The sequence below is a fragment of the Pantoea sp. MBLJ3 genome, from assembly GCF_000816655.1.
GTDB lineage: Bacteria > Pseudomonadota > Gammaproteobacteria > Enterobacterales > Enterobacteriaceae > Pantoea > Pantoea eucalypti.
This window is the reverse complement of the sequence record NZ_JSUT01000005.1, coordinates 1,395,271-1,419,942: the sequence shown is the minus strand read 5'-3', so window position 1 is coordinate 1,419,942 and position 24,672 is coordinate 1,395,271. Positions and strand designations below refer to the sequence as shown.

General features: G+C 57.9%; 17 protein-coding genes and 1 pseudogene. 14 read left to right on the top strand and 4 right to left on the bottom strand.

Features of this window, described 5'->3' with window-relative positions; translation table 11 throughout:
• The first annotated feature begins 47 nt into the window (after positions 1–47).
• Genes NP77_RS12975 through cobA form a run of 6 tightly spaced genes read left to right on the top strand, consistent with a single transcriptional unit; the run spans position 48 to position 10,513 of the window.
• A complete protein-coding gene (locus NP77_RS12975) occupies positions 48–1,298 on the top strand; it encodes a CmpA/NrtA family ABC transporter substrate-binding protein (RefSeq protein WP_039660392.1) in 1,251 nt (416 codons plus the stop codon).
• Positions 1,299–1,309: 11 nt separating this feature from the next.
• Positions 1,310–2,182 carry a nitrate ABC transporter permease gene (gene ntrB, locus NP77_RS12970; RefSeq protein ID WP_003853116.1) on the top strand — a complete coding sequence of 291 codons (873 nt, stop codon included), beginning with the start codon at positions 1,310–1,312 and terminating at the stop codon, positions 2,180–2,182.
• Positions 2,183–2,192: 10 nt separating this feature from the next.
• Positions 2,193–2,984 (top strand): ABC transporter ATP-binding protein, encoded by a 792-nt coding sequence (locus NP77_RS12965; RefSeq protein WP_003853115.1) that lies wholly within the window; start codon positions 2,193–2,195, stop codon positions 2,982–2,984.
• 10 nt (positions 2,985–2,994) lie between these two features.
• Entirely contained in the window at positions 2,995–7,059 is a 4,065-nt protein-coding gene (gene nirB / locus NP77_RS12960) for a nitrite reductase large subunit NirB (protein WP_008926164.1), read from the top strand.
• Positions 7,056–9,674: a nitrate reductase gene (locus NP77_RS12955; protein WP_039660390.1), complete on the top strand. Its 2,619-nt coding sequence runs from the start codon at positions 7,056–7,058 to the stop codon at positions 9,672–9,674. Before nirB ends, NP77_RS12955 begins: the two co-directional genes overlap by 4 nt.
• Entirely contained in the window at positions 9,674–10,513 is an 840-nt protein-coding gene (cobA, locus tag NP77_RS12950) for a uroporphyrinogen-III C-methyltransferase (RefSeq protein WP_008926166.1), read from the top strand. Before NP77_RS12955 ends, cobA begins: the two co-directional genes overlap by 1 nt.
• Positions 10,514–11,210: 697 nt before the next feature.
• Here the strand turns inward: cobA and NP77_RS12940 are convergent.
• Complete coding sequence (locus tag NP77_RS12940; protein ID WP_039660387.1) at positions 11,211–12,023, bottom strand: DeoR/GlpR family DNA-binding transcription regulator; 813 nt, start codon at positions 12,021–12,023, stop codon at positions 11,211–11,213.
• 352 nt (positions 12,024–12,375) lie between these two features.
• Between NP77_RS12940 and NP77_RS12935 the strand changes: the two genes are divergently transcribed.
• The 7 genes and pseudogenes from NP77_RS12935 to NP77_RS12905 all read left to right on the top strand — a co-directional run bounded on the left by NP77_RS12935 (position 12,376) and on the right by NP77_RS12905 (position 20,001).
• On the top strand, positions 12,376–13,173 hold the full coding sequence (locus NP77_RS12935) for a GolD/DthD family dehydrogenase (RefSeq protein WP_039660385.1): 798 nt from the start codon (positions 12,376–12,378) through the stop codon (positions 13,171–13,173).
• A 55-nt stretch (positions 13,174–13,228) separates the two neighbouring features.
• Complete coding sequence (locus tag NP77_RS12930) at positions 13,229–14,164, top strand: D-ribose ABC transporter substrate-binding protein (RefSeq protein WP_003848377.1); 936 nt, start codon at positions 13,229–13,231, stop codon at positions 14,162–14,164.
• A 45-nt stretch (positions 14,165–14,209) separates the two neighbouring features.
• On the top strand, positions 14,210–14,821 hold the full coding sequence (locus tag NP77_RS12925) for a DUF2291 family protein (RefSeq protein ID WP_003848375.1): 612 nt from the start codon (positions 14,210–14,212) through the stop codon (positions 14,819–14,821).
• Between the two features lie 10 nt (positions 14,822–14,831).
• Positions 14,832–16,364: pseudogene (locus NP77_RS12920) on the top strand (sugar ABC transporter ATP-binding protein).
• Between the two features lie 152 nt (positions 16,365–16,516).
• The gene (locus NP77_RS12915; protein ID WP_039660383.1) at positions 16,517–17,584 is read left to right on the top strand and encodes an ABC transporter permease; all 1,068 of its coding nucleotides are present in this window, start codon (positions 16,517–16,519) and stop codon (positions 17,582–17,584) included.
• A gap of 11 nt (positions 17,585–17,595) precedes the next feature.
• Complete coding sequence (locus tag NP77_RS12910; protein ID WP_003848368.1) at positions 17,596–18,393, top strand: SDR family oxidoreductase; 798 nt, start codon at positions 17,596–17,598, stop codon at positions 18,391–18,393.
• A 174-nt stretch (positions 18,394–18,567) separates the two neighbouring features.
• On the top strand, positions 18,568–20,001 hold the full coding sequence (locus NP77_RS12905; protein WP_181405298.1) for a YchO/YchP family invasin: 1,434 nt from the start codon (positions 18,568–18,570) through the stop codon (positions 19,999–20,001).
• A 69-nt stretch (positions 20,002–20,070) separates the two neighbouring features.
• Here NP77_RS12905 and NP77_RS12900 read toward each other — a convergent pair whose 3' ends face one another.
• The gene (locus NP77_RS12900; RefSeq protein WP_223296454.1) at positions 20,071–20,271 is read right to left on the bottom strand and encodes a hypothetical protein; all 201 of its coding nucleotides are present in this window, start codon (positions 20,269–20,271) and stop codon (positions 20,071–20,073) included.
• A gap of 91 nt (positions 20,272–20,362) precedes the next feature.
• A complete protein-coding gene (locus tag NP77_RS12895) occupies positions 20,363–20,857 on the bottom strand; it encodes a MarR family winged helix-turn-helix transcriptional regulator (RefSeq protein WP_033743259.1) in 495 nt (164 codons plus the stop codon).
• Positions 20,858–21,747: 890 nt separating this feature from the next.
• Here NP77_RS12895 and NP77_RS12890 point away from each other — a divergent pair.
• Positions 21,748–23,304, top strand: coding sequence for a bifunctional diguanylate cyclase/phosphodiesterase (locus NP77_RS12890; RefSeq protein WP_039660381.1), 1,557 nt, complete (start codon positions 21,748–21,750; stop codon positions 23,302–23,304).
• Between the two features lie 76 nt (positions 23,305–23,380).
• On the opposite strand, the gene NP77_RS12885 is transcribed toward NP77_RS12890, so the two are convergent.
• Positions 23,381–24,454 carry a porin gene (locus NP77_RS12885; RefSeq protein ID WP_008926170.1) on the bottom strand — a complete coding sequence of 358 codons (1,074 nt, stop codon included), beginning with the start codon at positions 24,452–24,454 and terminating at the stop codon, positions 23,381–23,383.
• Positions 24,455–24,672: the final 218 nt, after the last annotated feature.

The window sequence follows — 24,672 nt, the reverse complement described above, 5'->3', positions numbered from 1 at the left end:
GGCTTGTCGGAGGACGCCTTTTTTTATTTCTGTTCAGGGGCAACATGATGAGCAAAACGCCTTTTTCACTGACACGACGTCAGGCGCTGATCTCCGGTGCTGCACTGGGTGCGGCCTGGATCGTTCCGGGATTACGAAATGCAGTCTGGGCGGCAGGTTCCGATGCGCCAGAAAAGTCACAGGTGCGGGTGGGCTTTATTCCGCTTACCGACTGCGCGCCCGTGGTCATGGCGTCGGTCAAAGGCTTCGACAAGAAGTATGGCCTGACGCTGGCGGTCAGCAAAGAGGCGAGCTGGGCGGCGGTGCGCGACAAGCTGACCTCCGGTGAACTGGATGCGGCGCATGTGCTCTACGGCATGATCTACGCACTGCAGCTGGGTGTGGCGGGACCGCAGCACGACATGGCGAACCTGATGACGCTCAATCACAACGGCCAGGCGATCACCCTCTCGAACCAGCTGAAAGCCAGTGGCGTCACCGATGCGGTCAGCCTGAAAAAAGCCGTGGATGGCAGTCCCAAAGGCAGCCTGACTTTCGCGCATACCTTTCCCACCAGCACGCACGCTATGTGGCTCTACTACTGGCTGGCTAATGCCGGCATTCATCCGTTTAACGATGTGCGCACCGTGGTCGTGCCGCCGCCGCAGATGGTGATGAACATGAAGATTGGCAACATGAGCGGCTTCTGCGTCGGTGAGCCGTGGAACCAGCGTGCCATCAGCGACAACATCGGTTTCACCGCCGCCACCAGCCAGCAGATCTGGCCGGAGCATCCGGAAAAAGTGCTCGGCACCCGCGCGCAGTGGGTGAAAGAGAATCCTAATACGGCCCGCGCGCTGACCGCCGCGGTGCTGGAGGCGGCGCGCTGGATTGATGCCTCAGACGATAACCGCCGTGAAACCGCGCAGGTGTTAGCCGGGCGGGCCTGGATCAACACCAACGTGGAGACGCTACAGGGGCGAATGCTCGGCCAGTATCAGAACGGGTTGGGGCAGTCCTGGCAGGACGCGCACCCGATGCGCTTCTTCGACAACGGCAACGTCAGTTTTCCGTGGCTCTCCGACGGCATGTGGTTCCTGACGCAGATGAAACGCTGGGGTCTGCTCGCCAGCGATCCCGACTACCTTGCCGTGGCCCGCCAGATCAACCGCATTGATATCTATAAACAGGCCGCCAGCGCAGTCGGGCAGATTGCACTGCCCGCCAGTGAGATGCGCAGCAGCACCCTGATCGACGGCAAAGTCTGGGATGGCAGCAATCCTGCCGCCTACGCCGCCAGTTTCGCTATCAAACGATAAGAGAGGTTGTTATGAGAACTGACGCGCGCGCGCTGGCTCAGCCGGAGCAAACCCCCGACAGTGCCACCGTAATTCCGTTACAGGTCACCCCGAAAGCCGCCGTTCGTCCGGCACGTCTGCGTCCGTTTTTGCAGCGCTGCATTCCGGCTGCGGGCGGCCTGCTGCTGATGTTGCTGGTGTGGCAGATCGCCGCCTTGTTTGAACCCTCGTTTCCTTCGCCTTACGCGACCTGGCAGGCTGCACAGGTTCTGTTCGCTGACCCGTTCTACAGCAATGGCCCCAACGATCAGGGCATCGGCTGGAATGTAATGGCCTCGCTGCAGCGCGTCGCCATCGGCTTCGGCCTGGCCGCGCTGGTGGGCATTCCGGCCGGTTTTCTGCTGGGACGCTTTACCTTTATGGCGCGGATGTTCAATCCGATTATCGCTCTGCTGCGCCCGGTCAGCCCGCTGGCCTGGCTGCCGATTGGACTGCTGCTGTTTCAGCGCGCCGAGCCAGCCGCCAGCTGGACCATTTTCATCTGTTCAATCTGGCCAATGATTATCAACACCGCCGAAGGGGTGCAGCGCATTCCGCAGGATTACCTCAACGTCGCGCGGGTGTTACAGCTCTCTGAATGGACGGTAATGCGCCGGATTCTGCTGCCCGCCGTGCTGCCTGCGGTGCTCACCGGCGTACGTCTCTCTATCGGCATCGCATGGCTGGTGATCGTCGCCGCCGAAATGCTGACCGGTGGTCTGGGCATCGGCTTCTGGATCTGGAACGAGTGGAACAACCTCAACGTGGCAAACATTCTGATCGCCATTCTGATTATCGGTGTCGTCGGGCTGCTGCTGGAGCAGGGTCTGATGCTGCTGGTGCGTCGTTTCAGCTGGGAAAAATAAGGAGAACATCATGCAGCAACACATTATTCGCGTTCAGCAGGTGAGCCAGCGTTTCAATACCGCCAGCGGCGAGTTCCTGGCCCTGGACAACGTCAGTTTTGATATCCACGAAGGGGAAACCCTGAGCCTGATCGGCCATTCGGGCTGCGGCAAATCGACGCTGCTGAACCTGATTGCCGGATTAACCCGTCCCAGCAGCGGCGTACTGCTGTGTGATAACCGCGAAATCACCGGACCGGGTCCGGAGCGTGCGGTGGTGTTTCAGAACCATTCGCTGCTGCCGTGGCTGACGGCATTTCAGAACGTTGAACTGGCGGTGCAGCAGGTGTTTAAAGGGCGCTTCAGCAAAGCGGAGATGCGCGACTGGATCGAACACAACCTCAATCGGGTACAGATGAGCCACGCCATGCACAAGCGGCCTGGCGAAATCTCGGGTGGCATGAAGCAGCGCGTTGGCATTGCGCGTGCCCTGGCGATGAAGCCGCGAGTGTTGCTGCTGGATGAGCCGTTTGGCGCGCTGGATGCGTTAACCCGCGCCCACCTGCAGGACAGCGTGATGCGTATCCAGCAGGAGCTGAATACCACTATCGTGCTAATCACCCATGACGTGGATGAAGCGGTGCTGCTCTCCGACCGGGTACTGATGATGACTAACGGGCCGGCAGCGCAGGTCGGCGAAATTCTGACTGTCGATCTGCCGCGTCCGCGCTCGCGGGTCGCGCTGGCGGATGAGCCGCGCTACCACCAGCTGCGCCAGAAAGTGCTGCATTTTCTTTATGAAAAACAGACCACGGCGGCATAAGGAGCAGACCATGAGGCAACGGTTGCTGGTGATAGGTAATGGCATGGCGGGGATGCAGATGGTGGAGAGCCTGCTGCAACGTGCGCCGCAGCGTTACGCCATCACGGTCATTGGCCGCGAGCCGCACGGCAACTACAACCGCGTGCTGTTGTCGCCGGTGCTGGCCGGTGAAAAATCCTTCAGTGACACCCTGATCCACGATCAGGCGTGGTATCAGCGGCACGGCGTCACGCTCCTGAACGGTGAAACCGTCCTGCAGGTCGATCTTGCCGCGCGTACTGTGCAGACCGATCGGCGCCAGCTCAGCTGGGATCAACTGGTGTTTGCCACCGGTTCGCAGCCTCGTCTGCCCGCGATTCCTGGCATCGATGCGGATTGCGTCCGGGTTTTTCGCAGCATTGCTGACGTCCGGCAACTGCTGGCAGGTCAGGGACCGGTGGTGGTGTTGGGCGGCGGCTTTCTGGGTATTGAAGCGGCAGCAGCACTCCGCGCCCGTGGCCGTGATGTCACGCTGGTCCACCACAAACCCTGGCTGCTGGATCGCCAGCTGGATGCAAAAGCGGGCGAGCTCTTGCTGACGGCATTAGCGCAGCGCGGCATCCGCTGTGAACTCAACAGCGGACTTGTGGCGATTGACGAGACGGGCGTGACGCTGACCAGCGGCCACCACGTTGCCGCCACACAGGTGGTCATCGCCATCGGCGTTCAGCCCGGGATAACGCTGGCGCAGGCGGCGGGTCTGCCGTGTCAGCGCGGCATTCTGGTGGATGGTCAGCTGCGCAGTGCCATTCCTGGAGTTTACGCGGTGGGTGAGTGCTGTGAAATCGCGGGCGAAACCTTTGGTCTGGTCGCACCCTGCCTGGCGCAGGCACAGATTCTGGCGGCGCAACTGGCCGGATCGCCGCTGGCGGATTTTGTCAGCCAGCCGCTGGCGACACGCCTCAAAGTGAGTGGCATTTCACTGTTCAGCGCGGGCGACGTCAGTGAGGCGCCCTCTATCAGCAGTTTTGACCCGATCTCTGGCGACTATCGCCGTCTTTTTCTTCGTCATGGCCGCCTCTGTGGCGTGCTGCTTTCTGGCGACACCCGGCAAGGGCCTGCGCTGATGGAGCGTCTTCAGCACGCCGAACCTGTCACGTTCGCTGCCCTGTTCGATCACGATCAACCTGAACCGCAGCCACAGGCTGCAGAGAGTCCTGAAATGAGTAAACCGGTTTTAGCCGTGGTGGGTCACGGCATGGTCAGTCACCATTTTCTTGAGCAGCTGGTTGCCCGCGAAATGCATCAGCACTATCACATCGTGGTTTATGGCGAGGAGCGCCAGCAGGCTTACGATCGGGTGCATCTGTCGGACTATTTCAACGGCAAAACGGCCGACGACCTGTCGCTGGTCGACGGGGACTTCTTTGCCCGGCACGGTATCGAACTGCGGAGTGGCTATTCGGTTGTCGCGATCGACCGCCAGCAGCGCAGCCTGCGTGACAGCACGGGCAGTGAACTGGCCTGGGATAAGCTGGTGCTGGCGACTGGCTCACGCGCGTTTGTCCCCCCGGTGCCGGGCCACGACGGCGATCGCTGCTTTGTCTATCGCACGCTGGACGACCTTGATGCCATTGCCACCTGCGCCCGCCATAGCCAGCGCGGCATCGTGATTGGCGGCGGCCTGCTGGGTCTGGAGGCGGCGAATGCGCTGCGGCAGCTCGGGGTCGAAACGCACGTGGTGGAGTTTGCGCCGCGCCTGATGGCGGTGCAGCTTGATGAGGGCGGTGCGCTGATGCTGCGTCAGAAGATCGATGCGCTGGGCGTGACGGTTCACACCTCGAAACAGACCGAACTGATTGAGCGACAGCCTGACGGCAGCGTGGTGCTGCGCTTTGCCGACGGCAGCAGTTTACCCGGCGATCTGGTGCTGTTTTCCGCCGGTATCCGGCCGCGCGATGAGCTGGCGCGTGAGGCGGGTCTGACGCTGGGACCGCGCGGCGGCATTGAGATTAACGATCGCTGCCAGACCAGCGATGACGACGTGTTTGCCATCGGCGAATGCGCGCTGTGGAACGGTCAGATCTTTGGCCTGGTCGCGCCGGGTTATCAGATGGCGCGGGTGCTGGCCGGACATCTGGCGGCTGAACCCACCGCATTCAGCGGTGCAGACATGAGCACTAAGCTGAAACTACTGGGCGTGGAGGTCGCCTCGTTTGGTGACGCTCACGGCCGCACGCCGGGCAGCCAGCACTATCACTGGACCGACGGGCCAAAAGGCATCTACAAGAAAATCGTGGTCTCTGCGGAGGGCACCCGGCTGCTGGGCGGCGTGCTGGTGGGTGACAGTAGCGATTACGCCACGCTGTTGCAGATGATGCTTAATGACTTACCGCTGCCTGCCGCACCGGAAAGCCTGATTCTGCCTGCACTTGCCGGTGCGCCAAAAGCGCCAGGCGTCGCGGCGTTGCCGGACAGCGCCCAGGTCTGCTCCTGCCACAACGTCAGCAAGGGCGATATCTGCGCGGCGGTGAAAGGGGGCTGCGGTGAGATGAGCAGCATCAGGAGCTGCACCAAAGCGGCCACCGGCTGTGGCGGCTGTGCGGCGCTGGTGAAGCAGGTGATGGAGTTTCAGCTGGAAAATCTCGGCGTTGAGGTGAAAAAAGATGTCTGCGACCACTTCGGCTATTCACGCCAGGAGCTGTATCACCTGGTGCGGGCTGGCGAGTTTAAAACCTTCGATGCGCTGCTGGCATCGCACGGTCGGGGGAACGGCTGTGAAGTGTGCAAGCCGCTGGTGGCGTCATTGCTCGCCTCCTGCTGGAATGATTATCTGCTGAAACCGGCGCATCTGCCGCTGCAGGACACCAACGACCGCTACTTCGCCAACATCCAGAAAGATGGCACCTATTCCGTGGTGCCGCGCGTTCCGGCGGGTGAGATCACGCCGCAGGGGCTGATCGCCATTGGCGAGGTGGCGGCGCGTTACGACCTCTACACAAAAATCACCGGCGGTCAGCGTATCGACCTGTTAGGTGCGCGGCTCGACCAGTTGCCGGATATCTGGCAGACGCTGCTGGAAGCGGGTTTTGAAACCGGTCACGCCTACGGCAAATCGCTGCGAACGGTGAAGTCCTGTGTGGGATCAACCTGGTGCCGCTACGGCGTGCAGGATTCGACCGCCTTCGCCATTGCGCTGGAGAACCGCTACAAGGGGCTGCGCGCACCGCACAAGATCAAGATGGCGGTTTCGGGCTGTACCCGAGAGTGTGCAGAAGCGCAGAGCAAAGATATCGGAGTGATCGCCACTGAAAAGGGATGGAACCTCTACGTCTGCGGGAATGGCGGGATGAAGCCGCGCCATGCTGATCTGTTCGCCAGCGATCTCGACGACGCGACGCTGCTGCGCTATGTCGATCGCCTGCTGATGTTTTACATCCGTACCGCCGATCGGCTGCAGCGTACCAGTGTCTGGATGGACAATCTGGAAGGTGGTCTGGATTATCTGCGGCAGGTCGTGATTGAGGATAGCCTCGGGCTGGGCGCGACGCTGGAGCAGGAGATGCAGCGGGTGGTTGACGCGTACCAGTGTGAGTGGCAGACCACGCTGGCGGACCCGTCGAGACTTGCGCTGTTTACGCCGACGATCAACAGCGACCAGCCTGATGAATCGCTGTACTACAGCCGGGTACGCGGTCAGCGTCAGCCTGAATCCGTACCTGCGCGTCCGCTGCTGCAACTGCCCGCTGAGCCCTGGAGCGCAATCTGCGCACTGGAGGCGATTCCGCCGGAGGCAGGGATTGGCGCACGACTTGGCAGTGAGCGTGTCGCGCTGTTCCGTCTGGGTGACGCGCTGTTTGCGCTGGAAGATCGCGAACCTGGCAGCGACGCCAGCGTGCTGTCGCGCGGGATCCTGGGCGATGTCGGCGGTGAGCCGGTGGTGATCTCTCCGCTTTACAAGCAGCGGATACGGTTGCGTGACGGCCAGAGTCTGGATAATCCGCAGCACCAGCTGCGCTGCTGGCCGGTGAAGCTCGAAGCGGGGCAGATCTGGCTGGCAAATCGTCCGCTCAATCAGCTGGCGCAGGCATCATGAACAGCACCTGTCCCTATTGCGGCGTCGGCTGTGGCGTCTGCGTCACGCCGCAGGGACCTCATCAGGCAACCGTGACTGGCGAACCGCAGCATCCGGCCAATGCGGGCCGGTTGTGCGTTAAGGGGGCGGCGCTGGGTGAGACGCTGACGTCGCAGGGGCGTCTGCTGACCGCCGAAGTTAACGGCCAGCCGGTCAGCCTTGATGCGGCGCTGGATGCGGCGGCGGCGGGATTGCGTGCGGTGATCGATCAATATGGTCCGCAGGCAGTGGCATTTTATGGCTCCGGCCAGCTGCTGACAGAGGATTACTACGTCGCCAATAAGCTGATGAAAGGCTACATCGGTGCCGCCAACATCGATACCAATTCACGGCTCTGTATGGCGTCGGCGGTGGTCGGCTATAAGCGGGCGCTGGGAGCCGATGCGGTGCCCTGCTGCTATGAGGATCTGGAGCAGACCGATCTGGTGTTGCTGGTTGGCTCCAATGCTGCCTGGGCGCATCCTGTGGTCTGGCAGCGGCTGATGCAGGCAAAGCAGCAACGACCTGCAATGCAAATTGTGGTGATTGATCCGCGCCGCACGGCAAGTTGTGACCAGGCCGATCTCCACCTGCCGCTCCGGCCCGGCAGTGATTCGGCGTTGTTCTCCGGTCTGCTGCACTGGCTGGCTCAGCACGATGGCCTTGATAGCAGCATGTTGCCTCACCTTAATGGCGTGAATGAAACGCTGGCCGCTGCTGCGCAGTGGGATGTGGTGCGGGTGGCTGATACCTGTGATTTAACGGAGCAGCAGGTCGCGCATTTTTTCCAGCTGTTCAGCCAGCATGAGCGTGTACTTACGCTGTGGTGTATGGGGATTAATCAGTCCGTCACCGGCAGCGACAATAACCAGGCGATTCTTAATCTGCATCTGCTGACGGGTAAAATAGGGCGCGTGGGCTGCGGACCTTTTTCGCTGACCGGACAGCCGAATGCGATGGGCGGACGTGAAGTGGGTGGTCTGGCAAATCAGCTGGCGGCGCACATGAGTTTTACGGCAGCAGAATGCGATCGGGTGCAGCGCTTCTGGCGCAGCCCGACGATTGCCCGCGAGCCGGGGCTGACCGCACTGGACCTTTTCAGGGCAATTGCGGCAGGCGCGGTGAAAGCGGTGTGGATTATGGGCACTAATCCGGCGGTGTCGATGCCGGAGGGGAATCGCGTAGCGCAGGCGCTGGCGGCCTGCCCGCTGGTGATTGTGTCGGATGTGATGGCGCAGACCGATACCAGCGCCTTTGCCGATATTCTGCTGCCGGCCCAGGGATGGGGTGAGAAGAACGGCACGGTGACAAATTCAGAACGGCGTATTTCGCGTCAGCGCGCTTTTGCCGCCGCGCCAGGTGATGCACGGCCTGACTGGTGGCTGCTGGCGCAGGTGGCGCAGCGGCTGGGCTTTGGTGAGGGCTTCAACTGGCAGCATCCGTCGGAGATTTTCCGCGAGCATGCCGCGCTGTCGGGCTTTGAAAATCATGGCCAGCGCGCGTTTGATATCAGCGGGCTGGCGCAGTTGAGTCAGGCTGAATGGGATGCATTGCGTCCGGTGCAGTGGCCGGTGAACTGTAATTTTCCGCAGGGTTGCGCCCGACTGTTTGGCGATCGCCGCTTTTTCCATCCGGACGGTAAAGCCCGTCTGCTTGTCCCGGCCACGCCTCTCCTGCCGCGGCGAGATTCTGCTTACCCGCTGCTGATGAATAGCGGTCGGGTGCGCGATCAGTGGCATACCATGACGCGTACCGGGCTGGTGCCGCGTCTGATGCAGCATTGCGATGAGCCCTTTGTGGCGCTGCATCCTGCTGACGCCGCGCAGTATGGCGTGACGGTGGGCGTTCTGGCGCGGGTGCAGTCTGCGCAGGGCTGGATCAGCGCCCGGGTGCGTATTGATGCGGGGATGCGGCGCGGCGAGTTGTTTGTGCCGATGCACTGGAACCGGCAGTTCAGTCAGCAGAGTCACGTCGATATGCTGATCGCCGGCCAGGCCTGTTCGTTTTCTGGGCAGCCTGCGCTGAAGCAGACGCCGGTACGGATTCGTCCGCTGGCGGTGACCTGGCAGGGCTGGCTCTGGCAGCGTGAGATTGCGCCGCTCGCGGGATTACGTTACTGGTCGCGCGCGCCTTATCCGGCGGTGCAGCGCTATGCCGTGGCGGGTGCGGGATCGCCGCAGGCGTGGCTGGCAGAGCAGATTGATCTGTCAGGCTGTGACGTGCAGGTCGCCACTGGCAGCGGCGCTGATTACCGGTTGCTGGCATGGCGCGACGGTGCATTGCAGCTGGCGTTTTATGCCGGTAGCGCCTTGCCGTCGCTGGATAGTGCGTTTGTTGCGGCGGCGTTTGCGGATGCGCCGCAGGATGCAGCCGGGCGGCACAGCGTGCTGGCGGGGCAGGCTATGCAGCGGCGTGCAGCGGGACGGATTATCTGTAGCTGTATGTCGGTGGGTGAGCAGACGATTTTGCAGGCGATGGCGCAGGGGTGTCGCACTACTCAGGCGTTAGGCGAGAAGCTAAAGTGCGGCACACAGTGCGGCTCCTGTATTCCGGAGCTGAAGCAGTTATTGCTGTCCGATGTGGTTGTGGAGGAATGATGACGCGAGCAATTGATTCTCTGGATAAGTTACTGGCTCCGGCCGGTGTGACAAAGCCGCAGGGTGCAGTATGGCTGGTGGGTGCAGGCCCTGGCGATGTGGAGTTGCTGACGGTGAAAGCATTGCGTTTACTGCAGCGGGCTGAGGTGGTGGTGTATGACCGGCTGGTGAGTGAAGCGGTGATGGCAGAGGTGCCGGAGAGTGCGTTATGCATTGATGTGGGTAAGCAGCCGGGGCAGCATGGGCTGAAGCAGGCGCAGATTAATCAGTTGCTGGTGGATCTGGCGCGTAGCGGGCGCAATGTGATCCGCCTGAAGGGAGGCGACCCGTTTATTTTTGGGCGGGGTGGCGAGGAGATGGTGAGCCTGCAGGAGGCCGGGATTCGCTGTGAGGTGGTGCCAGGGATTACCGCGGCGGTGGGCTGTGCGGCGGCCAGCGGCATTCCGTTGACGCACCGGGATTGTGCGCAGTCGTTGCGGTTGATTACCGGGCATGGGCGGAGTGGCGAGCCGCAGCTGGATGCGGCTGCGTTGTCGGCAGAGAATCAGACACTGGTGTTTTATATGGGGTTGAGCTGGAGTGCGTCGATCAGTGCGCAGTTGCAGGCGCAGGGACGGGATGCGGAGACGCCGGTGGCGATTATTGAGAAGGGAACCCGGCCGGATCAGCGGGTGCTGATTACCACATTGGGTGGGCTGGCGGAGACGGTCGCGCGGGATCAGCCGGTGTCGCCGTCGCTGCTGGTGGTGGGTGAGGTGGTGCGGTTTTATCGGGCGGATTTGCAGGTTCGGGGTGGGGGAGTTGGGGAGAGGTGCGTTGCGGAGGAAAGGCCTGCCTGATCGCAAAGGGATCCTGCATCCTTGCGGTTTGTTCGGGTGAGCAGACTGGGAGGGTTTGGTGAGCGGGTGAGCGGGTGAGCCGGTGCGTCGTGCAGGAAAGGCCTGCCTGATCGCAAAGGGATCCCGCATCCCTGCGGACTGGGCTCGCCTTCCATGGCTCGCACACTTTGCTCTTCAGGCAGGCCTTGCCTGCACTGTTGGCGATGGTGCGGCGTTTTGCTGGAGCAGATCTGGAGAGTGTGCGGGATTGTTCGGGTGAACAGGCTGGGAGGGTTTGGTGAGCCGGTGCGTCGTGCAGGAAAGGCCTGCCTGATCGCAAAGGGATCCCGCATCCCTGCGGACTGGGCTCGCCCTCCCTGGCTCGCACACTTTGCTCTTCAGGCAGGCCTTACCTGCACTGCTGGCGATGGTGCGGCGTTTTGCTGGAGCAGGTCTGCGAGTATGCTGGATTGTTTGGGTGAGCCGGTGCGTCGTGCAGGAAAGGCCTGCCTGATCGCAAAGGGATCCCGCATCCCTGCGGATTGGGCTCGCCTTCCCTGGCTCGCACACGTTGCTCTTCAGGCAGGCCTTACCTGCATTGTTGGCGATGGTGCGGGGTTTTTAGTGGCTAACTGAAATGTCCGCGCTTACCTGTGCCTCACATTTTCGGGTCTCACCGCTCTGGAATCACTCACTTTAGCGGGGTACGAATTTTAAATTACATCGCCCGCTTCAGCGGCAGTGGGGCCACCAGCACTTTTACGCCCAGAGCTTCAAACGCTTTGACCTGCGCGGGGCTGATGCCGCTGTCGGTGATCAGGTAGTGGATGTTGCTCCAGTCACAGGGGAGCGCGAACATGGATACCTTGTCGATTTTACTGGAGTCGGCCACCACATACACTGTGCTGGCGGATTTGATCATCGCCAGTTTTACTTTGATATCCGTTTCACTGGGGAAACTCAGGCCCAGACGCGGCGAGATGCAGGCGGTCGCCAGGAAGAGTTTTTCAGCCAGCACGTTTTCAAAAAAGCTGGCCGCTTTCTCGCCTGAGGTGGAGAGCGTCGGAAATTTAAAGGTGCCGCCGGTCAGCAGGATATTGATCCCCGGCTCGCCACCCAGTTTCAGGGCGATATTGACTGCCGTGGTCACCACTGACAGACGGCGGATGTGGCTGATGGCGTCAGTAATCGCGGTGGTCGTGGTACCGGAATCGAAAATCACCGTGTCGCCATTTTCGATATGCTGCGCCGCCAGCCGGCCAATTGCCTCTTTCTCTTCCAGATGGGTCTGCCGCTCCAGCAGCATCGCCCCGGTATTCTGCTTGCCCGTCATCAGCGTTGCGCCACCGTGGTAGCGCTGCACAAAGCCCTGTTTCTGCAGCATGCGCAGGTCGCTGCGTAATGTGGCTTCGGTCAGGCCAAAGGTCTCCGTCAGTGCTTTGACCGTGACCGTGCCATCCTCACGGATCATCTCCAGAATTTTCTCGCGGCGTTGCTGCATGTCAGCGAACTGCTCACTTTTGCTTTTCAATCGAAATGCTCCCTTTTCCAATAACCTGAGAGGTCGGGCAAACAAGGTCTCTGTGGCTGAGTTTAACGCGCCATTTTTATGAATGCGAGATAGCCAGATAGGCCATTGGTTTTCGAACGAAAATTATCAATCCGCATGTTATTGAATCTTTCAGGCTTTCCCGATTGCAGCATTACAGCTTTATTTTGGGACTGGAAGCCAGATCACGTCTTTTCAATCAGATAAGCGGCTTTGAGAGGCAGATGGTCGAAATTTGATCTGCCCCACACATCATTTCTTTTCGATAGCATATATTTTTGTTCGAAAATGAATGAATCAACCGCATCAGCAAAAATCTGAGGGGAAGAGTGGGATGAGTGGCGAATATGACGTAAACCTGCGCTACGGCGTAGATACCGCAATGAATCTGGCTGACAAAGTGGCGGTGGTGACCGGTGGTCTGGGCGGTATCGCCATGGCGACGAATGGCATGTTGCTGGAGAAGGGTGCGCGTCTGGCTCTGCTCTATCCGCCGTTTGAAGCGGAGAAGGTTGCCAGTCTGCAGGCGGATTTTGCGGCCGATCGGGTGCAGTTTGTCTGCTGTGATGTCACCGATCCCGCATCGGTGGAAGAGGCGTTTGACGCGGTCGTTTCACATTATGGCCGCATCGATATCCTGGTGAACTGCGCGGGCTACGTGATGCTGCAACCCGTGATTGAAACCGATTTTGCCGAGTGGCAGAAGCAGATCGCGGTGAATCTTACCGGGCCTTTTCTCTGCTCGCAGGCAGCTGCAAAGCTGATGATCCGTGCCGGTGCGGGCGGCAAAATTATTAATATCGCCTCTCAGGCGGCGTCCATCGCTATCGATAACCATGTCGCCTACACCTCCGCCAAAGCAGGTCTGCTGGGCATGACCAAAGTGATGGCCAAAGAGTTTGCGCCGCATCGCATCAACGTGAACACCCTGTCGCCCACCGTGGTGCTGACGCCTATGGGCGAGAAAGCCTGGCGCGGCGAAAAGGGCGAGCAGATGAAAAAACTGATTCCGCTGGGCCGCTTTGCCTATACCGATGAAATTGCCGCCGCCGTTCTGTTCTTCGCCAGTAACGGCAGCGACATGATTACCGGTGCCGATTTAATGATCGATGGTGGATTCACTATCTGGTAATGCCAGCCCAACATCCGGGACTTCATACCCTGCCATAACGATAAGAGAGAACATCATGAAAAAACGTACCCTGCTTTGCACTGCCGTGGCTGCCTGTCTGGTTTCGCAGGCGGCGTTTGCCGCCGAAAAAGGCACCATTATGATTCTGGTTAACTCACTCGATAATCCCTACTACGCCTCCGAAGCCAAAGGCGCCAATCTCAAAGCGCAGGAACTGGGTTACAAGACCACGGTGCTGTCGCATGGCGAAGATGTGAAGAAGCAGAGCGAACTGATTGATGCCGCTATCGGTAAGAAAGTGCAGGGTATCGTACTGGATAACGCCGACTCCACCGCCAGCGTGGCGGCAATTAAAAAGGCTAAAGATGCCGGCATTCCGGTGGTTTTAATTAACCGTGAAATCCCGGTCGATGACGTGGCACTGGCGCAGATTACCCATAACAACTTCCAGGCAGGTTCCGATGTGGCCAACGTCTTTGTTGAGAAGATGGGCGAAAAGGGCAAATACGCCGAGCTGGCCTGCAACCTGGCCGACAATAACTGCGTCACCCGCTCAAAATCGTTTCATCAGGTGCTGGATCAATATCCTGATATGCAGAGCGTGGCGCGTCAGGATGCGAAAGGCACACTGATCGACGGCAAGCGCATTATGGACAGTATTCTGCAGGCGCATCCGGATGTAAAAGGGGTGATCTGCGGCAACGGCCCGGTTGCGCTGGGCGCGATCGCTGCGCTCAAGGCGGCCGGGCGCAACGATGTGATTGTGGTGGGCATTGATGGCAGTAACGATGAACGCGATGCAGTGAAAGCGGGCACGCTGAAAGCCACCGTGATGTTGCAGGCCCAGGCGATTGCCGCCGAAGGTGTCACCGATCTCGATAATTTCATTCAGAAGGGCGTGAAGCCGGAAAAACAGCGTGTGATGTTCCGCGGCATTCTGATTACCCCGGAAAATGCCAAAAACGTCCAGGACTTCAACTACAAGTCGTAACTAAACGCTGCCGCGCCTGCATTAGCGGGCGCCAGGGAGAAGAAGATGTCCCGAAGAGTCTGGCTGACGCTGGTGGTCTTACTGTTAAGCGGCTGCAAAATTGTGTCGCAGCAGGAGCTGGCTGACCTGAAAAATCCACCCAATCCAAAAATGGCTAACATCGACCAGCTGTGGCAGCAAAAACTGGTGCCGCAGGTCCAGGCAGAGGCGAAACCGCTGGCGACGCTGATGAAGTCGCTGCAGTCTGCCAAAGACTTTGACAGCGCCTGTCAGACTTATGGCTATCGCAGTCAGGCTGAGAATCCGTGTGTCTTTAGCGTCTCGGTTCGCGGTGAGGTGACCGCGGTAAACACAACGTCGCGCAGCGGAAAAATGACGGTGAAAGACGAATCAGGTGACAGTGTCACTATTCAGACCGGGCCGATTATTCGCGGGACCGCGTTGCGCGATGCCTATAAAGGTGCGAGCTATCAGGACTTTAATGACCAGGTGCTGTTTGGTGACTACGGTAAGGCGATCAACCAGCACGCTTCCACCCTGATGCAGCAGTTCGCGCCGAAAGTGGGCGATAAAGTGAGTGTTTCCGGTGTGTTCAGTAGCTGGGATATTCCGCAGCAGTTGCCGGATATCACCCCGGCTGCGATTACCCGGCAATAAGGAGCGGCAGATGCAAAACCCTCAACCGCAACCGTCCGGCGACGTGATTATCGAAACGCGCAATGTGTCGCGCCTCTATCCCGGTGTGACTGCGCTCGATCAGGTCAGCTATCGGGTTTACCGCAACAAAGTGAATGTCCTGATTGGTGAGAACGGGGCCGGTAAGTCCACCATGATGAAGATGCTGGCGGGAGTGGAAACACCGTCGTCGGGTGAGATTCTGCTGGATGGCAAAGTAGTCTCACTCAATTCCACACATCAGGCGGAAAAACAGGGTATCAGCATCATTTTTCAGGAGCTAAACCTGTTTCCGAACATGAACGTGATGGACAACATTTTTATCGCCAATGAGTTTTTCCAGCGCGGTCTAATCAATGAAAAGTATCAATACGCGCTGGCGAAGTCGCTGCTGGACCGGCTGCAACTGGATGTCGATCCCTATGCGCCGCTGGGCGAGCTGGGCATTGGTCATCAGCAGCTGGTGGAGATCGCCCGCGCGCTGTCGAAGGATACCCGGGTGTTGATCATGGATGAGCCGACCAGCGCCCTGAGCCAGTCGGAAGTCAAAGTGCTGTTCAGCGTTATCGACCAGCTGAAGCGGCGCGGCGTCACCATCATCTACATCTCTCACCGGCTGGAAGAGCTGATGGAGATTGGCGACCACATCACCATTTTCCGCGATGGCCGCTTCATCAGTGAGCGTGAGGTGCGCGACGCCAGCGTGCCCTAGATCATCGCTCAGATGGTGGGTGATAAGAAAAAACAGTTCGACTATCAGCCTGCGCCACAAGGGGAAACGGTGCTGGAGGTCGAGGGACTGACCGCGCTGCATCAGAACGGCGGCTACAAGCTGAATGAAGTCAGTTTTACCCTGCGCAAAGGCGAGGTGATTGGCATTTATGGACTGCTGGGGGCAGGACGTACTGAGTTGTTCAAGGGGCTGATTGGCCTGATGCCTTGTCAGTCGGGCCGGGTTCGGCTGGCCGGTAAAGATCTGGCGAAACGCAGTTTTCAGCAGCGGCTGAAAAGTGGCATCGCGCTGGTGCCTGAAGATCGCAAAGGCGAAGGGGTCATTGAACTGATGTCGGTGACGGCCAACATGACGCTTTCTGACTTCAGTCTGCGTGGTTTTCGCCGGGCGCTTGGGCTGCTGAATCCGGGCCGGGAGCATCAGCGGGTGAATGAGATGATCGGCCATCTGGCGATCAAGGTCAGCGATCCTGACCTGCCGGTGACGGCGCTGAGCGGCGGTAATCAGCAGAAGGTGGTGCTGGGTAAAGCGCTGATGACCGGACCGCAGGTGGTGTTACTCGATGAGCCAACGCGCGGCATTGATGTGGGCGCTAAAACCGACGTCTATCACCTTATTGGCAACCTGGCGCAGCAGGGGCTGGCCGTGATGTTTTCATCGTCCGAACTGGATGAGGTCATGGCGCTGGCAGACCGCATTTTAGTGATGGCCGATGGCAGGATCACGGCCGATCTGCCGCGCGCAGCGGCGACGCGGGAACATCTGATCGCGGCATCAACCCCGCAGGATTAAGCGCCTTATTTTATTTGTCAGTCTGAAGCGGGGCAGTGCTCACCATCCTCACGTACTGCGTGTACGTTTCGGTTGTTATGCGCTGTCCCTGTCCCGACTGCCTGCAACGATTACGCGAACTGGAACAGGCTCTAAGCTGGCCGGAGAATGTCATGAACCAAAAATATCTGCTTTATATGTATTTGCTTAAAGCGCGCACTTTTATTGCATTGCTGATAGTGGTCGGCTTTTTCAGCGTGATGGTGCCAAACTTTCTGACGCCCTCCAACCTGCTGATCATGACGCAGCACGTGGCGATTACCGGACTGCTGGCGATTGGTATGACGCTGGTGATCCTCACCGGCGGTATCGACCTTTCGGTGGGCGCGGTCGCGGGGATTTGCGGCATGGTGGCGGGTGCGCTGCTGACCAATGGCATTCCGTTGTGGGGCGGCAATACGCTATTTCTCAACGTGCCTGAAGTCATTCTGGTGGTGGCCATCTTTGGCGTGCTGGTGGGGCTGATTAACGGCACGGTGATCACCCGTCTGGGCGTGGCGCCCTTTATCTGCACCCTGGGAATGATGTATGTGGCGCGCGGTGCAGCGTTGCTGTTCAACGACGGCGGCACTTACGCCAACCTGATAGGGCTGCCCGCACTGGGCAACACCGGTTTTGCGCTGCTTGGCTCCGGCACTGTACTGGGTGTTTATCTGCCGATCTGGCTGATGCTCGGCTTTTTACTGCTCGGCCTCTACCTGACGCGCAAAACCCCGCTGGGTCGTTATATCTATGCCATCGGCGGCAATGAGTCCGCCGCACGTCTGGCGGGCGTACCGATTATCAAAGTGAAAGTCTTCGTCTACGCCTTTTCTGGCCTTTGCGCCGGTCTGGTCGGGCTGGTAGTCGCCTCGCAATTACAGACCGCACATCCGATGACCGGCAATATGTTTGAGATGGACGCCATTGGTGCCACGGTGCTGGGCGGCACAGCGCTGGCAGGCGGCCGTGGGCGGGTTTCCGGCTCGATTATTGGCGCGTTCGTTATCGTCTTTCTGGCGGATGGCATGGTGATGATGGGCGTCAGCGATTTCTGGCAGATGGTCATTAAAGGCCTGGTGATTGTGACTGCGGTGGTGATCGACCAGTTCCAGCAACGTCTGCAAAGCAAAGTGGTGCTGCTGCGTCGCCATGAAAAAAAGCAGCAGGCAGCGTCTCTCACTGATGTCCGTCACACATAACAGGAGCAATTATGAGCCGCGAACAACGTGGAAAAACAGTGGTGATTACCGGTGCCTGTCGCGGCATTGGTGCCGGGATTGCGGCGCGTTTCGCCCGCGACGGGGCCAGGCTGGTGATGGTGTCAAATGCTGACCGGGTCTTCACGACCGCCGACCAGATTCAGCAGCAATACGGCAGTGAGATTCTGGCGCTGCAGGTCGATGTCACGGATGAAGCGGCGGTGCAGCAGCTCTATCAGCAGGCATCTGAGCGCTTTGGTCAGATTGACGTCTCAATACAGAATGCGGGTGTGATCACCATCGACCGCTTTGACACCATGCCGAAGAGCGACTTTGAACGGATTCTGGCGGTGAATACGACCGGCGTCTGGCTCTGTTGTCGTGAAGCGGCAAAATATATGGTGCAGCAACGCAGCGGCAGCCTGATCAACACGTCATCCGGGCAGGGACGGCAGGGCTTTATCTACACGCCGCACTATGCCGCCAGCAAAATGGGCGTGATTGGCATTACCCAGAGTCTGGCGCTGGAGCTGGCGCCGTGGAATATCACCGTCAACGCTTTCTGTCCCGGCATCATCGAAAGTGAGATGTGGGATTACAACGATCGTGTCTGGGGTGAGATCCTCAGCAGCGAGGAGAAAACCTACGGCAAAGGTGAGCTGATGGCGGAGTGGGTTAAAAACATTCCGCTGAAGCGCGCCGGTCAGCCGGAAGACGTGGCGGGACTGGTGGCCTTTCTTGCCTCGGACGATGCGCGCTATATCACCGGGCAGACCATTAACGTGGATGGCGGGTTAATCTTCTCCTGACAGAGGCTTTTCTGCGTTGGGCCTGCGTTAAATGCAGGCCTTATTGAGTGCGGATTTTTCTGTTATATGCACAATTTGCCGCTGCTGTCCTGCATCACCGTCACAATATGTTAAGGTAAGTGCTAATGATTTGTCTTTAATCACAGCAACGAACTGATCAATGTGCCGGGTGACATGATACGGAAAACAGGAGTTCTCTCTTTGATTGCGCTGTCGCTGACTGCGACGCAGAGTGCTCGCGCTTTCCAGACTGAAACAGCGGTGTCCGAAACGCCCTTCGATGATCCGGCGCGCTACAGTGAATCGCTGCCGACGCTGGGCGGTGCCAGCGATCAGGATGAAGAGTGGAGCAAAAAGCTGGCGGCCGTGGCCAAAAGTATCGGTGAAGCCAGTAACAACAGCGACAGCAATGTCACGTTTGGTCAACAGGCGGGTGTCTGGGCGTTCAATCATCTGCGGGATGAAGTGGCGGGCCGGGTTGAGAGCGAAGGGCAGTCACTGCTTTCCCCATACGGCAACGCGCAGCTGGACCTGAAAGTCGATATGAACGGGAACTTCGCGGGCACCGGTGGCGATCTCTTTAGCGCCCTGTCCGATGAGAACAGCCTGCTCACCTTCAGCCAGCTTGGCCTGCACGATACCGATGATGGTCTGGTTGGCAACGCGGGGCTGGGACAACGCTGGGACGCGGGTGACTGGCTGCTGGGCTATAACGGTTTTATTGATCGCACCTTCAGCAGCGGCCTGCAACGTGCATCGGTGGGCACAGAGGCGTGGAGCGATTCGATGCGCTTTTCTGCCAACTACTATCAGCCGCTTTCCGGCTGGAAAAACCTGAATGATTCACAGCAGCAGCGCATGGCGCGCGGCTATGACATCACCAGCCAGAGCTATCTGCCTTTTTATCGCCAGCTGGGTGTCTCGGTGAGCTATCAGCAATATCTGGGTGAGAATGTCGATCTGTTTAATAGCGGCAACCGTTATCACAACCCCTCCGCCATGTCGTTTGGCCTCTCCTACACGCCGGTGCCGCTGGTCACCTTTTCAGCCACTCACAAAGCCAGTAGCGCTGGTGAAAGCCAGGATCAGCTGGGGCTTAAACTCAATTATCGCTTCGGCGTGGCGCTGAGCCGTCAGCTTGATGCCGGTAATGTCGCAGAGGCGCGCTCCCTGCGCGGCAGCCGTTATGATACCGTGACCCGCAGTGATACGCCGGTGCTCTCATTCCGTCAGCGCAAAACGCTCTCCGTATTTCTGGCAACGCCGCCATGGCAACTGAGCAGTGGCGAGAGTCTGCCGCTGAAGCTGCAGGTGCGGGCCAGCAATGACATCAGGGCGGTAAGCTGGCAGGGTGATACGCAGGCGCTGAGCCTGACGCCACCGGCCAATAATGCCGATCCGCAGGGCTGGAGTGTCATCTTACCGCAATGGGATCCCTCACCAGAGGCCAGCAATGAATACCGCCTGTCGGTAACCCTTGAGGACAGCAAGCAGCAGCGTGTGACCTCTAACTGGATTACCTTAAAAGTTGAGCCGCCCATGGGCCTGGACACGGCTCCGCAGAACGATCGCTATGATTTGATGGCGCCTGCTGGTGCAGCACTTTAGCGGGTAAGTTCTGCTAAAAGAGAGGAAGGAGGGCGGTCTGGAACGCCGTCAGGCAGAGTGATCTGATGATCAGTTAACCAGTTTTGTCACAACGCGAACGGCTTTAGCGTAAATTTCTCTCTGGCCGTTGAACGATCGCGCCTGTTGAGATTGCAGAAATGCGATGATTTCCAGTACACCCGCAGTCTGGCCTGACTTCAGCAGGCTTGATACAGCATGGCCGACAACGGCATGGACATCATCCATATCCCCCGGTTTATCGCTACTCAAAAGAAACTCCAGCGGTAACTGGTTGGCTGAATTGCGCATAACGAAATACGCTGATTATTTAACATGTTCATTCGTTTATCAAAAGCCCCTTTCATGGCAGAGCCCTGAGCAATTTTTCGCGCAGCATGGCGACCTGGGTTGTCAGCAGGCCGAGCTCACTACAGTCAGTATCCATTACCGACACCATATCCGCCGGGACGCCAGCCGCGTCGATTTTAAGCTGGTGGCCCTGTTCTGTCAGAGAGATGAACACCCGGCGCTCATCGTTACCGGTGTCACGCTGGCGGCAGAGGATGCCCGCACCTTCCAGCCGCTTCAGAAGCTGGCTAAGCGTGCCGGAATCGAGCCGAACGCGGGCACCAATCTCAGAGACGGTCAGGCCATCTTTTTCCCACAACACCAGCAGCACAAGATATTGCGGATAAGTGAGTCCCAGCGGTTTTAGCCGGGATTGATAGAGCTTTGTCATGGCAAGTGAGGCGGAATAGAGCGCAAAGCAGAGAAACTGATCAATGGTTTCAGGCGCTGCGCTGGCGGGAGGCGTTTCAGAGTTCCCCGCGATTTCGTCATTCATACTTTTACTCATTCTGAGTCGGGGGAGATAAAGCCCGATGACGGGCAGTTTGCCAGCCTTGAATTCTCGCTAAGTGTCTCAGGAGAAATGGCTTGTTGCAGCCTCTCTTTGCTGGTGTCAGACATCAGATGTTCAGGCGCTATCGCGACGGAGGGAGCAGGCTACAGTGCACGTCTGACTGAAAGAAAGCACAGTATTGAGTCAAACTAAATTGAAGTCAATATAACCGGATGTACCTTCCGGCTTACCTCGCGCTTATTGATGTAATACAGAGTAAATCGACTGCAAAATTTAAGCACTTTGGCGGGCTGACAGGAGCACATTGCCCGTGTAATCGACCTTCGGTGTCAGCATTTCCGGGAATCGGGTGTGCTTTTAACGCGTCAGGGCGCGGCGTCCAGCTGCTGGCGATTTTATTATTTCCGTTAAGGACCACTGCGCACGAGTGTCCAGAGAAATGAGAGGTTTTCCGTCCCTCTGTCTCATGCGTTCACCCTGTTGTAATAGCGTGGATAGAAATAAGAGGCCAATAGATTGATAAACCTGTTTTTATCGTCTGATGCCAGGGCTTGCTTTCCTCAGAATACCCGCAGGCTGTTCATACTGCTTAAGCGGTTAAAGCCGTCCGTGTTCACAAATATAACTGGACTGGCCTGTTAATTTTGCCCGCGCTGCCGATAGAACACTCAGCAGGATTGATGACGGAACCGACATGTTCGGGGCTCCGCCGATCGTTTGTCTTGCTGCCGTAAGGCTGAGAACGGGCGAATGCTATGTCCAGACATAGCGGAGGCGGGCTTATTGCAGACGGCTTAACTGACAGGGTATGAGAAGTACGCCCCGGTTTTTTTACTGATCATTAAAACAAAACTCTGAAACTTGCCATCACCGGGAACTAACGCATGCGCCTGAAACTTTTCTGGCTCGCAATGCTGAATATTGCGACCATTATTTTACTCTCCACACTGTGGGAGTTTGGGCTTGAAGCGCGGATTTGCCGCCTGCTAGGCCTGGGCTACGATACAAGTTTTGAAATCAGCGAGCGATTGCGGTTTATTCTCACCTCCTCCTCGTTTGCCGGGCTGGCGATGGTTGTTCCTGCGCTGCTTATCGCGGGGCTGATTCGCAAAACCCGAAGGGCGGAAAAAAACGCACTCAGGCTAGCCGGAACCGATGAGCTGACCGGTGTTATGAACCGCCGATCCTTCAATGCACACATTGCTTCGCTTAAAGCATGCGGCGCGGCCTACACTCTGACTCTGCTGAACGTTAATCACTTCAAGAGTATCAATGATCTGAATGGCCATCGTCAGGGTGACGCGACCCTGATCGCACTGGCTGATCTGCTGACCGCTTCGGCAGGCAGCACGAGCAAGGTGTTTCGTGTGGGCGGGGATGAATTCGCCATTGTTGCCGAAGATTCACAGGCTGAGCAGGCGCAGACTTTCGCCGAAAGTTTATGCGAACAGGCAGCATCGATACGGACAGGGCCGCACACCTTTCTGAGCCTCTCAGCAGGCATTGCAAGTTCCGCCTGTACGGGGCAGGCTGATGTCATGCGGGCGGCCGACCTGGCGTTATATGAAGCGAAGCAGGATAAGTGCTCTCATCTGGCACGATTCTCCCCGGACATGGAGCTGCGCTTTCGCCAGCGTGAATGGCTGGAGCAGGAGGTGGTGGCCGCCGTCAGCGGTCACGCCATCGTTCCCTTTCTCCAGCCGCTGGTCTCTTTGCGCACCGGAAACATTACCGGTTTTGAGATACTGGCACGCTGGATCACTGCGTCAGGCCAGACGGTTTCACCCGCAGAGTTTCTGCCGGTGGTGGAGCGACTGGGGCTTATGGACAGTATGACCGTGGCGCTTCTGCAGGATGCGGTCAGTGCCACCCGTGCATGGCCCGCCGGGCTCTGCCTGTCGCTGAACATCACTCCGGAACAGCTGCTGAGACCGTCACTCACCAGCTGTCTGTCTCGCATTATGCAGCATGCCGGACCGGTAATGCTGGAACTCGAAATCACCGAACAAAATGTTATGGCCATTTCCGATGATGCCCGCGAGGCGATTCGTCAGCTGAAAGAGACAGGTATCGGCGTGGTACTGGATGATTTTGGCACCGGCTATTCCAACCTGTCGGTATTGCTGGGGCTGGGTATTACCAAAATCAAAATTGATCAGTCATTTATCGCCGGCATCGTGACCGGATCGGAGCAGCGGAAAGTCGTTGAAACGCTACTGGCGCTCTGTCAGGGGTTGAATGTGGTGATCACGGCAGAGGGGATAGAAGATGTCGCCACGCTGAGATGGCTGAGAAAACGCGGCTGTGATTACGGTCAGGGCTATCTTTTCAGTCGTCCGGTGCCTGCCGGACAGGCAACCACGCTGCTGGCGTCTGCCAATGTGGAAGAACTGATGCAGGAAGCGACGGTAGCCGTCAGCTTAGTCAGGGCACTGGGTTAACGCCGCGTGACGGTGTCTGAAGTGTGGCGTGAGACAATAAACGGGCCTGGCGTGAAGTGCCAGGCCCATAATGACATCAGAACTGGTAAATCAGACCCAGCGCGGTAATGTCGTCGGTTGCCAGACCCAGCGGATTGTTATCTTTCAGCAGGTTAATGCGGTATTCACCATAAACCGACATGTTCTTGTTGAAGTAGTAAGTCGCACCCACTGCGGTGTATTTAATGATGTCGGCATCGCCGATATTCTCAATGTCCTTGCCCTTTGATGAGACGTAACCCAGGGATGGACGGAAACCGTTCAGGAACTGGTACTGCGCCACAGCTTCAAAATTCTGCGCTTTGTTAGCGAAGCCGCCGCTAATTGGGGTGGCATTCAGGGTCTCACCGTACATGGCGGCCAGATAAACCTGGTTCGCATCATATTTGACCGACGTCGCCCAGTGCTGGGCTTTCTCGCCTTCACCACGTGCGGCTCTGTTTTGCGCGGTCGTGCGATCAAGACTGGCAAACGCGCCAGCGAAGCTCAGACCGAAATCAAAGTCATAAGACGCGGACAGGGCGAAACCATCACCGTTGGAGCGACGTACGCCATCGATATTATTGCTGCGGTCGTTTTTGCCCTGATACTGCGCTGCAAGGTTTAATCCGTCTACCAGACCAAAGAAATCACTATTACGCCAGGTGAGCACGCCGGTTGAGCGGCCAGAGAGGAAGGCATCGGTATAACCGGAGTCGCCGCCGAAGAATGGCAGCATATCCGTATAGCTCAACACGTCATACACCAGGCCATAGTTGCGGCCATAATCCAGCGATCCCGCCTGGCCAAACTTCAGGCCTGCATAACCCAGACGGGTACGGTTGGTCGCCTGCGCATCACTGCCTTCGGAGTTGTGAAGGCTGTACTGATACTGCCAGAAACCATAGCCAGTGAGTTGATCAGTAATCTTTGTCTCACCTTTAAAACCAAAGCGGGCATAAGAGGAGGTATCACCGTTGTTATTATTATCATCTGAAAAAAGGTGAGATACGTTAATCTTGCCGACCAGATCCAGCTTATTGCCATCCTTGTTATAAACTTCTGCGGCCTGTGCGGAGGAGAGACCGATCAGTAACGGCATAACAACCGCCAGTGAAGTGCGCTTCATCATTTAATTATTATCCTGTCTTCATTAATTATTATTCCCCTGATGCGGGGCGAAAAGAAAATGACACAAAAAGATAAATTTACAAAGTGGAATATAAGTAACAAAATGTGATTTAGATATTCCGCAGGCAGGAAAGCGATAGAGAAGGAGATTAACTGAAAAGATAATAAGATTTTCTTCTTATATAAAATTATGGGTAATTTTAACTTAATCCTTTATAA